At 72.2% G+C, this 10839-nt stretch carries 11 protein-coding genes; 9 read left to right on the top strand and 2 right to left on the bottom strand.

From position 1 onward, the window contains the following. Nucleotides 1–28 precede the first annotated feature (28 nt). Entirely contained in the window at nt 29–523 is a 495-nt protein-coding gene (locus ACTHNQ_RS11385) for an N-acetyltransferase family protein (RefSeq protein WP_440333479.1), read from the top strand. Nucleotides 524–536: 13 nt separating this feature from the next. Here ACTHNQ_RS11385 and ACTHNQ_RS11390 read toward each other — a convergent pair whose 3' ends face one another. Beyond that, the gene (locus ACTHNQ_RS11390; RefSeq protein WP_440333480.1) at nt 537–1919 is read right to left on the bottom strand and encodes an alpha/beta fold hydrolase; all 1383 of its coding nucleotides are present in this window, start codon (nt 1917–1919) and stop codon (nt 537–539) included. Between the two features lie 488 nt (nt 1920–2407). On the opposite strand from ACTHNQ_RS11390, the gene ACTHNQ_RS11395 reads away from it, so the two are divergent. From ACTHNQ_RS11395 to ACTHNQ_RS11420, 6 genes are all read left to right on the top strand, one after another. Beyond that, nucleotides 2408–4537, top strand: a complete 2130-nt coding sequence (locus ACTHNQ_RS11395) for a heavy metal translocating P-type ATPase (protein WP_440333489.1) — start codon at nt 2408–2410, stop codon at nt 4535–4537. A gap of 178 nt (nt 4538–4715) precedes the next feature. Continuing rightward, the gene (locus ACTHNQ_RS11400; RefSeq protein WP_440333481.1) at nt 4716–5645 is read left to right on the top strand and encodes a DUF2510 domain-containing protein; all 930 of its coding nucleotides are present in this window, start codon (nt 4716–4718) and stop codon (nt 5643–5645) included. Then, the gene (locus tag ACTHNQ_RS11405; protein ID WP_440333482.1) at nt 5642–6448 is read left to right on the top strand and encodes a sulfite exporter TauE/SafE family protein; all 807 of its coding nucleotides are present in this window, start codon (nt 5642–5644) and stop codon (nt 6446–6448) included. The genes ACTHNQ_RS11400 and ACTHNQ_RS11405 overlap by 4 nt, the downstream gene beginning before the upstream one ends. 50 nt (nt 6449–6498) lie before the next feature. Beyond that, complete coding sequence (locus ACTHNQ_RS11410) at nt 6499–6951, top strand: FAS1-like dehydratase domain-containing protein (protein WP_440333483.1); 453 nt, start codon at nt 6499–6501, stop codon at nt 6949–6951. Next, a complete protein-coding gene (locus tag ACTHNQ_RS11415; RefSeq protein ID WP_440333484.1) occupies nt 6948–7361 on the top strand; it encodes a MaoC/PaaZ C-terminal domain-containing protein in 414 nt (137 codons plus the stop codon). Before ACTHNQ_RS11410 ends, ACTHNQ_RS11415 begins: the two co-directional genes overlap by 4 nt. Before the next feature lie 3 nt (nt 7362–7364). Beyond that, the gene (locus ACTHNQ_RS11420) at nt 7365–8501 is read left to right on the top strand and encodes a UDP-N-acetylmuramate dehydrogenase (RefSeq protein WP_440333485.1); all 1137 of its coding nucleotides are present in this window, start codon (nt 7365–7367) and stop codon (nt 8499–8501) included. A 66-nt stretch (nt 8502–8567) separates the two neighbouring features. On the opposite strand, the gene ACTHNQ_RS11425 is transcribed toward ACTHNQ_RS11420, so the two are convergent. Next, entirely contained in the window at nt 8568–9770 is a 1203-nt protein-coding gene (locus ACTHNQ_RS11425) for a pyridoxal phosphate-dependent aminotransferase (RefSeq protein ID WP_440333486.1), read from the bottom strand. Between the two features lie 145 nt (nt 9771–9915). Here ACTHNQ_RS11425 and ACTHNQ_RS11430 point away from each other — a divergent pair, with 145 nt between their 5' ends. Together ACTHNQ_RS11430 and ACTHNQ_RS11435 are read left to right on the top strand one after the other, a co-directional pair. Beyond that, nucleotides 9916–10212: a hypothetical protein gene (locus ACTHNQ_RS11430; RefSeq protein WP_440333487.1), complete on the top strand. Its 297-nt coding sequence runs from the start codon at nt 9916–9918 to the stop codon at nt 10210–10212. After that, nucleotides 10209–10655 (top strand): hypothetical protein, encoded by a 447-nt coding sequence (locus ACTHNQ_RS11435; RefSeq protein ID WP_440333488.1) that lies wholly within the window; start codon nt 10209–10211, stop codon nt 10653–10655. Before ACTHNQ_RS11430 ends, ACTHNQ_RS11435 begins: the two co-directional genes overlap by 4 nt. Nucleotides 10656–10839 lie beyond the last annotated feature (184 nt).

Raw genomic sequence — 10839 nt, forward strand, 5'->3', positions numbered from 1 at the left:
GCGGGCCGGGCACTGGCAGGATGTCGGGATGACCTTCACCCTGCGCGCGCCCGTCCCCGCCGACGCGGAGGAGCTCGCCGCGCTGCACGTCTCGACGTGGCAGGAGGCGTACACCGAGCTGCTGCCCGAGGGGTTCTTCGACGAGGCGTTCCTCGAGGGTCGCCGTCGGATGTGGGCCCAGATCACCGCCGAGCCGCGCGAAGACCTCATCGTCCGCGTCGCCGAGCAGGAGGGACGCATCATCGGGTTCGCCGTCTCGGGGCGCCCCATCGGCCCGTTCTCCGACGAAGCACCGCGGCAGCGGCAGCTGTACATGATCTACCTCACCGCAACGAGCCACGGCGGTGGGGCGGGCCAATCGCTGCTCGATGGCGTGCTCGGCGACGGGCCCGCGCAGCTGTGGGTCGCGAAGGACAACCCGCGGGCGGTCGCCTTCTATCGGCGCAACGGCTTCGAGTTCGATGGTGTCGAGCACGTGGATCCCGCCACACCTCTGCTCGTCGAAGCCCGGATGCTGCGCTGATCCGGCTGAGGCGTCACCGCGCCTCGTCCGAGTCGTCGGACCACGCGGCGAGGTCCACGCCGTGGTTGTCGGGCGACGCGAGTGTCCACCACTCGGGGACGTGAGAGTCGTCCGCGAGGCGTCCGCCGGCGGCCAGGGCGGCGGCGACGCGGCTGTCGACGAGGTCCCGGGGGACCGAGACGTCGATGTGCGTGCGCCCCCGGCCGGACTTGGGCGGGTCCATCGTCTGGAACCACAGATGCGGGCTGCGCCGGAGGGGGTCGACGGCGTCGTCGGCGCCCAGCGGCTCGTACCCCAGTGCGGCGGTCCAGAACGGGCGCACGTGGGCGTCCGGGCTCTGCACGACGGCGATCCCCAGCACGGTGAGCACCGACGGGTCGGGCTCCAGGTCGAGCCGTCGGGCCGCCTGCGAGACCGCGGCTGCGAGCTCGGCGTCGGCGGCGCTCAGAGCCCCGTCGCGTCGGCTGAAGGTCTTCACGAACACGCCCTCGGGACGCACGTCCAGATCGGGGAAGTGTCCCTGTTCCTCCGCGATCGCGACGACCTCGGCGACCAGCTGCGCGCCATGGCCGAGCGACTGGGCGCGGAAGAACGCGTGCGCGCCGCCGTACAGCACCCGCCAGTCCTCGACGCCGTCGGAGTCGTGGAACGCCTTGGCGCTGATGATCTCGACCTCGGGCTCGACGGTCCCGTCGCCGATCGGCGGCTGAGCGACGATGATCCGCGCGAGCTGCTGCGGACGCGTCAGCATGGGCCAGTGCCCGGTCGGCAGGTCGACATAGGTGACGTCGCGCAGGCGCGTGAACTCCTGCACGGGAGGCGCACCGGCCTCGATCCAGCTGCGCAGGTCGGCGACGGAGTACTCCGTCGCCACGGCCGTGACGGGGATGTCGAAGCGGCGCTCGTCGTGCAGCTGCTGGACACCGTTCACCACCCCCGCCGGCGACGGCACGGCGTAGGCGCGGAACGCCGCCATGCCGCCTTCGCCGAGGTCGCGCAGGTCGGCGTCGTCGAACTCGCTCCAGTCCGGCAGCGGCAGCTCGGCGCCGACGGGCTCGTACCCGGAGACCAGCGGACCGCCGTCGGGCGCCGGGAAGCCGCCCACGAGGATCAGCCGCGCGACCCGTTCCGGCCTCGCGTCCGCGGCGGCGTACACGATGCCGGACGCCGCGGAGTGCCCGACCAGCACGACCTGATCGCCCTCTGCGGCATCGATCGCCTCGACGACGGCGGCGACGTGATCGGCCAGCGAGATCGTCGAGCGGTCGGCATCCACCGATCCCATGCCGGGAAGCGTCAGCGGGACAGGCCTGTGACCCGCGGCTTCGAGGGCGGGGGCGACCTCGTACCAGGCCCATCCGCCCATCCACAGACCGGCGACCAGGATGATGTCCATGTGCGGCTCCTCCGTCGAATCGGACACCGACAGTGTGATGCGGGGCGCCGACATCCGGAACAGATCCGCCGGTGCGGGAATAGGGCGACGCGTCGACGCATTGACCGTTATACCCCTAGGGGGTATAACGGAATCGTCCCTTCGATGAGGAGAACCTCGTGACCGATCCGCACCGAGACCACAACGACCAGGGCGACGGCGCCCACGCCTCTCACGATCATGGAGGGCACGATCACTCCTCGCACGCCCACGCCGGGGGAGCGGATGCCGCTACCGCCGTGGCGCCGGCGGCGGACGCGCACGCCGCACACGACTCCGGCCACGCGTCCCACGACCGCACAGGTCACGATCCCGCGGACCCCGCTCAGGCAGGTCAGGCCGTCCACGACCATGCTGCCCACGACCACGCGGGGCACGACGACGCGGGGCACGACCACGGAACCCCGGCCGCGGGTCACGAGGGCCACGCCGGTCACCACCACGCCGCCATGGCGGCCGACCACGCGGCGCACGCGGGCCACGATGCCCACATGGGGCACGATGCCCACATGGGGCATGGCGGCCACGCCGGTCACGGCGCCGACCATGTCGCCCGGTTCCGCCGGCTGTTCTGGATCAACCTGATCCTCGCCGTCCCGGTCGTGGCGTTCTCGGGCATGTTCGCGATGGTGCTGGGGTACACGCTGCCCGACGCGGCATGGGTCCGCTGGGTCTCGCCCGTGATCGGCACGGTCATGTACCTCTGGGGCGGCTGGCCGTTCCTCACCGGCGCCGTGTCGGAGCTTCGCGCACGCAAGCCCGGGATGATGCTCCTGATCGGGCTCGCGATCACCGTCGCGTTCTTCGCGTCGTGGGGCGCGAGCCTCGGACTGCTGCACCACGAGCTCGAGTTCTGGTGGGAGCTGGCCCTCCTCATCGTGATCATGCTGCTCGGCCACTGGATCGAGATGCGCTCGCTGGCGCAGACGACGTCGGCACTGGACTCGCTGGCCGCGCTCCTTCCCGACGAGGCGGAGCGGGTGACGCCGTCGGGCATCGAGACGGTGAGCCCGTCCGACCTGCGGGTCGGTGACGTCGTGGTGGTCCGCCCCGGCGGGAGCGTGCCGGCCGACGGACGCATCGTCGATGGGGCCGCCGACATGGACGAGTCCATGGTCACCGGCGAGTCCCGGCCGGTCGCCCGTGCCGTCGGCGACCCGGTGACGGGGGGCACCGTCGCGACCGACTCCGGACTGCGGGTGGAGGTCACCGCGACCGGCGACGACACCACGCTCGCCGGCATCCGTCGACTGGTCGCCGACGCGCAGAACTCGACGTCGCGCGCGCAGCGCCTGGCGGACCGCGCCGCGGGCTGGCTGTTCTGGTTCGCGCTGGGCGCCGCCGCGATCACCGCGGTGGTATGGAGCGCGATCGGGATGCCGGACGAGGCCGTCATCCGCACCATCACGGTGCTCGTGATCGCGTGCCCCCACGCGCTGGGGCTGGCGATCCCGCTCGTCGTCTCGATCGCGACCGAGCGTGCGGCGCGGGGCGGCGTGCTGATCAAGGACCGTCTCGCGCTGGAGAGCATGCGCACCATCGGCGCCGTGCTGTTCGACAAGACCGGCACCCTCACCAAGGGTGAGCCGACGGTCGTCGACATCGCCGCCGCCGGGGAGCTCGACGCCGATGCCGTGCTGGCGCTCGCCGCCGCCGCTGAGGCCGACAGCGAGCACCCGCTGGCCCGCGCCATCGTCCGGGCGGCGCAGGAGCGCGCCCTCTCGGTCGCCCCCGCGTCGGGATTCCAGTCCTCGCCGGCGGTGGGCGTCACCGCGACCGTCGAGGGAGCCGTGGTGCGGGTGGGCGGTCCGCGCCTGCTCGAAGAGGTCGGCGGCGCGGTCCCCACGGCCTCTCCACTCGCCGCTGGCGCGTCGAGCGGAGCCTCTGGCCGCGTGGGCCCAGTCTCGGCGTCGGCGGCGTGGCGCGACCAGGGATCGATCGTGCTGCACGTCGTGCGCGACGGCGAGGTCGTGGGCGGGCTCGCGCTCGCCGACGAGATCCGGCCCGAGTCGCGCGAGGCCGTCGAGGCGCTGCACAGGCTCGGCATCGAGGTCGTCATGATCACGGGCGACGCCGAGCCCGTCGCGCGCTCGGTCGCCCAGGCGCTCGGCATCGACCGCGTGTTCGCCGGCGTCCGTCCCGAAGACAAGGAGCGCAAGATCGCCGAGCTGCAGGCCGAGGGGCTGAAGGTCGCGATGGTCGGCGACGGCGTGAACGACGCACCGGCGCTCGCCCGCGCCGACGTCGGCATCGCGATCGGCGCCGGGACCGACGTCGCGATCGGCTCGGCCGGCGTGATCCTCGCCTCCAGTGATCCGCGGTCGGTGCTGTCGGTCATCGAGCTGTCGCGTGCGAGCTACCGCAAGATGACGCAGAACCTGTGGTGGGCGGCCGGATACAACCTCATCTCGGTGCCCCTCGCAGCCGGTGTGCTGGCCCCCATCGGGTTCGTGCTGCCGATGTCGGTCGGGGCGATCCTGATGTCGCTGTCGACCGTGGTCGTGGCCCTGAACGCGCAGCTGCTGCGCCGCCTCGACCTCACGCCCGAAGCGAGCGTCCGGGCAGTGCTCGAGCGCTGACACCGGGGAGCGTGTGGATGCCGCGGCCGCCGGCATCCACTCGCTCCGGTTCTGCGGCCCCGCAGGCCTCCGGTCGCCGGGCAGCATGCTGGCAGGCGCGAGATCGCCCGGCGCATCGCCGCACACGAGGGTGATCGCCGGCCCGTGCAGACGACCCCGGCGGGGATATTGTGTGAGCATGACGACGACTCCTCCCGGCTGGTACGACGACGGACACGGCGCGCTGCGCTGGTGGGACGGCGTCCAGTGGACGGAGCACGTCGCGCAGCCCGATCCCGAGGCCTCCGCCGCCCCGACCGAGGCCGACATCGTCGCCGCGCAGCTCGGCGATCAGCCGGATGCGGGAGAGCCCGCCCCGTCCGCCGCCTCCGCACAGTCCGGCGACCCGGCCGCCGGGTCGATGGACCCCGGCGTCGCGGCGTACCTCGCACAGCAGAACCCGGCCGCGGCCGCGCCGGCCCAGCCCGTCGCGCAGGCCGCTGTCGCCGCCCCCTACGGCGTGGCGCCCCAGTATGCGGCGCCGCAGTACGCCGCCGACCCCGCGGCGGCCCCGTACGCGCAGCAGCACCCTGCGTACACGCAGGCGGCGTACCCGGGCGGCGCGTTCGTGGCGGCGACCGAACCCCGCAAGTCGAAGCTCTGGATCGTCTGGGTCGTGCTCGGCGTCGTGCTGCTCGGCATCGTCATCGCCGTCGCCGTGCTGGTCCCGCTCCTGATCCTCAACGCCTCGTCCGGACAGGGCGTCCAGTCCGACGACAAGGAGGCCGCGGCCGCCACCGTTCGGCTGTACGACGACGCCTGGCAGAACGCCGACTGCGACGCCTACTTCGCGTCGACGTCGGAGGACTTCCGCGACGCACTCGACATGGAGGACTGCGCGACCTTCCAGGAGGGGGCACGCCTGTTCGCCGAAGACACCGACGACTACACGATCACCATCGAGCAGATCGACGCGCACGGCGACGAGATCGCCGTGACGACCACCGAGACCTACACGACCACCGTCGACGAGAACGGCGACCCGATCGATGCCGAGGATCGCACCGAGGGGTGGCGCTACACGCTCATCGAGGTCGACGGCGCCTGGGTGATCGACGACGCGTCGTGACCGTGCCGGGCACCGGGCGTCCCGCGCACGACACGCGCTTCTACCTCGTCTGCATCGGCATCGGCCTCGCCGCCGGCGTGCTGTCGGGGCTGTTCGGCGTCGGCGGCGGCACCGTCATCGTGCCGTTCCTCGTGCTCTTCCTGCACTTCGACCAGCGTCTGGCGGCGGGCACGTCGCTCGCGGCCATCGTGCCGACGGCCACCGTCGGCGTGATCTCGTACGCGGTGACCGGCTCGGTCGCGTGGATCCCGGCGCTGCTGCTCGCGCTCGGCGCCGTCGTCGGCGCGCAGATCGGCACCTGGCTGCTCCCGCGACTGTCGCTCACCGTGCTGCGGTGGGCGTTCGTCGGGTTCCTCGTCGCGGTCATCGTGAGCCTTTTCCTCGTGATCCCGTCCAGGGACGCCGAACTGGTGCTCACGTGGTGGAGCGGCGTCGCGCTGGTCGTGGTGGGTGTGGGGACCGGCATCCTCTCGGGTCTCATCGGCGTCGGGGGAGGGATCATCGTGGTCCCCGTGCTGATGGTGCTGTTCGGCACCAGCGACCTCGTCGCCAAGGGCACCTCGCTGCTGATGATGATCCCGGCGGCGATCTCGGGCACCGTCGGCAACATCCGTCGCGGCAACGTCGACCTCGTCGCGGCGGCCGTCGTGGGACTGGCGGCCTGCACCACGACCGCCCTCGGCGCCTGGATCGCGACGCTCGTCGACCCGTTCGTCGGCAACGTGCTCTTCGCCGTGTACCTCGCGTTCATCGCCGCGCAGATGGGCGTGCGCGCCTGGCGCGGCCGGCGTCGCCCGGCCTGAGCCGCCCGGCCTGAGCCGCCGGGCGCGCAGCGGCCGCTCGGTAGGATGGCATGGTGCCAGTGAACCCCGAGCTCGTCGGCCGAGACTTCCCGCCGACGCCCCCGTACCTCGTGGGTCGCGAGAAGGTGCGCGAGTTCGCGCGCGCCGTCTTCGCCGACGACCCGCAGCACACCGACGTCGCCGCCGCGCAGGCGCTCGGGTACGCCGACGTCGTCGCGCCGCCGACGTTCGCGATCGTCGTGACCGACGCCACGCTGCAGCAGCTGCTGTCGCAGCCGGATTCCGGCATCGTGCTGCAGAACGTGCTGCACGCCGAGCAGAAGTTCCGCTACTCGCGGCCGATCGTGGCGGGCGACGAGCTGACCGCGAAGCTGTCGGTCACCGGCCTGCGCGCCATGGGCGCCGCCGCGATGGTGACGAGCGAATCCGAGATCACGGATGCTGCCGGCGAGCACGTCGTGACCACCACGTCCGTCCTGCTCGTGGGGGAGGGAGAGGCATGACCGACCTCACGAACCTGGCCGTGGGCGACATCGTCGCCGAGCGCACCGTGCACCTCACCCGCGAATCGCTCGTGCGCTACGCCGGGGCATCAGGGGACTTCAATCCGATCCACTACCGCGACGACGTCGCGGCCGCGGTGGGCCTGCCGGGCGTCCTCGCCCACGGCATGCTCACGATGGGCCTGGCCGTCGGCACGATCGAGCCGTGGATCGGCGACACCGGCCGCATCCAGGAGTACGGGGTGCGCTTCACGAAGCCGGTCGTCGTCGACGCCGAGACCGGTGCCGACGTCACCGTCGTCGCCAAGGTCGGTGCAGTCGACGAGGACTCCGCGCGCATCGACCTCACCGTGTCGTACGACGGCGCGACGGTGCTCGTCAAGGCGCAGGTGCGGGTGCGGACCAGCTGACGCATGCCCGACGTAGACCCCATCCCGCTGTCGCGGCTCACGACACTGCGCACCGGCGGCACCCCCGAGCGCATGATCGACGCGCACACGACCGACGAGCTGGTCGCGGCGCTGCGCGACGTCTGGGCCTCGGGTGACGAGTGGCTCGTCCTCGGCGGGGGCTCCAACCTGTTCGTCGGCGACGACCCCTTCGAGGGGACCGTCGTACGCGTGCTCACCAGCGGCATCGAGCGGATGCCGTCGCCCATCCCCGGACGCGCGCGGATCCGCGTGCAGGCCGGGCATGACTGGGACGCGGTCGTCGCGTACGCGGTCGCGGAGGGCCTCGGCGGCATCGAGGCGATGTCGGGCATCCCCGGCACCGTGGGCGCCGCGCCGGTGCAGAACATCGGCGCGTACGGTCAGGAGATCGTGCAGACCCTCAGCGAGGTCGAGCTGCTCGACGAGTCCACGGGCGAGGTGTCGCTCGTGCCCGCGCCCGAGCTCGGGCTCGGCTTCCGCACCTCCGTCCTCAAGCACCACTACGGCTCGGTGCCGGCGCGCCGTGCCGTGATCCTGTCGGTCACGCTCGATCTGCCCGAGGTCGGCGCCGCTCCGCGCCGGATCGCGGGCGACCAGCTGCGCACGGCGCTGCGCCTCGGGCCCGACGACGAGGTGACGCTCGCGTGGGTGCGTGACCGCATCCTCGAGACCCGCCGCAGCAAGGGCATGGTGCTCGACGCCGACGATCCCGACACGTATAGTGCCGGGTCGTTCTTCCAGAACGCCGTCGTCTCGGCGGCGTTCGCGCGCACGCTCCCCGAGGAGTGCCCGCGCTGGCCGGTCCACCCCGACCTCGACCCGGTGCTCGTCATCCCGCTGGAGAACTTCGACGGGTACGTGCCGGCGCCCGCCCCGGTCGAGTCCGACGTCAAGGTGAGCGCGGGCTGGCTGATCGAGCACGCCGGCGTGCGCAAGGGCTTCAAGCTGCCGCGCTCCCGCGCCGGCCTCTCGACCAAGCACGCGCTGGCCCTCACCAACCGCGGCCGCGCGACGGCCGCCGAGCTCGCCGAGCTCGCCCGCTTCATCCAGGGCCGCGTGCAGTCCGAGTTCGGCCTGATCCTGCAACCCGAGCCCGTCCTGGTGAACGTCGAGCTCTAGGCCTCACCCACAAAACGGAACGTGGATGCCTCGGGCGAGGCATCCACGTTCCGGAAGGGTCGTTCGTCAGGAGGCGAACAGTCGCTGCAGGCGCTGCACGCCCTCCAGCAGCGCGTCGTCGCCGAGGGCGTACGACAGGCGCAGGTAGCCCGACGGGCCGAAGGCCTCGCCCGGGACGACCGCGACCTCGGCCTTCTCGAGGATGAGGTCGGCGAGCTCCAGCGAGGTCGTCGGGGTGACGCCCGCCCACTCCCGGCCGAGCAGGCCGCGCACGTCGGGGTAGGCGTAGAACGCTCCGAGCGGCGTGGGAACCTCGACGCCGTCGATCTTCGACAGCTCGGCGACGATGGTGCGTCGACGGCGGTCGAAGGCCTGGCGCATCTGCTCGACCTCGTCCTGCGGTCCGGTGAGGGCCGCGAGCGCCGCGCGCTGGGCGATGTTGTTCACGTTCGAGCACAGGTGCGACTGCAGGTTGCCGGCGATCTTGATGGCGTCCTTGGGGCCGAGCATCCAGCCCAGGCGCCAGCCCGTCATCGCGTACGTCTTGGCGACGCCGTTGACGAGGATCGTCTGGTCGGCTGCGGCGGGCACGGCCTCGACGATCGACACGGCACGCGTGCCTTCGTAGACGAGGTTCTGGTAGATCTCGTCCGAGATGATCCAGATGCCGTGCTCGACGGCCCACTCGCCGATGGCCTTCGTCTCTTCGAGCGTGTAGACCGAGCCGGTCGGGTTCGACGGCGAGACGAACACGAGCGCCACCGTGCGGTCGGTGCGGGCGGCCTCGAGCTGCTCGACGGTGACCTTGTAGTCCTGGTCGGCGCCGGCGAACACCTCGACGGGCGTGCCGTCGGCCAGTGCGATCGCCTCGGGGTAGGTCGTCCAGTACGGCGCCGGCAGCAGCACCTCGTCGCCCGGGTTCACGACGGTCTGGAATGCCTGGTAGACGGCCTGCTTTCCGCCGTTGGTCACGATGACCTGCGACGGGTCGATCTCCAGGCCCGAGTCGCGCAGCGTCTTGGCCGCGATCGCCTCGCGCAGCGCGGGCAGACCGGCGGCAGGCGTGTAGCGGAAGTTCGCGGGGTTCTGCAGCGCCTCGGCCGCGGCATCCACGATGAACTGGGGCGTCGCGAAGTCGGGCTCGCCTGCCGCATACGAGATGACGGGGCGGCCTGCGGCCTGCAGCGCCTTCGCCTTGGCATCGACCTTCAGGGTCGCGGACTCGGCGATGGCGGAGAGTTTGCGGGAGAGCGGTGCGCGTTCTGTCACGCCTCGAGCGTAGTCCGCGCGGGGGCGCCGGTCAGCCGCCGATCGGGCGCGCGTGGCCCGCGACTGTGCGCGAAGCCGGCGCGGTGCGACGATCCGTCCGGCGGACGCCTGTCGCGGCCCCGACCGGAGGGGTACGGTGAGCATCGTGGATGCCTGGACCTGGGGTGCGGTCGCGTTCGCGGTCGTCCTCGTCTTCGCCGGTGGCATCGCGTGGTGGCTGGCACGCGGATGCGTCTTCACCATGATCGGCGGGACCGGGGCCGTCGTCGGCGGGCTGGCCGCCCTGTTCAGCGTCGTCCTGCTGATCGATCCCGATTCTGCCCTCCGCGTCTCGGCCGTGCTCACGATCGGGTCGGGGGCGTGGCTGCTCGGCGGGGGCATCCGCGGTCAGCGGGCGCTGCGGGCGGAAGAGGCGGCGGCGCGCAGGATTCCACGGGGGTGATCCCGGTGGGGTCACGCGTCGCGGCGGTCGTCGCACTGACCCTCGGGGCGATCGTCGTGCTCGGCGGCTGCGGAGCGCTGACGGATGCGGCCGACAGCACGGGATCCGGCACCGTCGCCGTCGCGTGCTCCGCGGTCCGGGTCACTGCTCAGACCGCCGTGGCCGCCGCGAAGGAGCAGCTGACGGTCGCGACCGACGCCGATCAGCTGGCGTCCGCGCTCGAAGGGCTGCAGGAGAAGGTCGACGGGCTCGGAGCGAAGTTCGACGACGACAGCAGGCTCGCGGCGGCGCTCAGCGATCTGTCTGCGGCCTTCGGCGCCGCGATCGACCACGCCGACGCGATCACCGGGGGCGGAGCCGGCGCCGCGGACGCTCTGGCGGACGCCCAGAAGGGCATCGACGACGCTGCCGCGCGCATCGGCTCGGTCTGCGACGAGGGCTGACCAGAACGACGGGGTGCCCCGGACCGTGCGGTCCGGGGCATCACTGTCTGCGTCGTCGCTTGTGGCGGCTCAGCCGAACTGGTTCATCGTGTTGTGCTGACCGCCGGCCTTGAGGGCCGCGTCGCCGGCGAAGTACTCCTTGTGGTTGTCGCCGATGTCGCTGCCGGCCATGTTCTGGTGCTTG

The sequence above is a fragment of the Microbacterium sp. genome, from assembly GCF_051953575.1.
Lineage (GTDB): Bacteria > Actinomycetota > Actinomycetes > Actinomycetales > Microbacteriaceae > Microbacterium.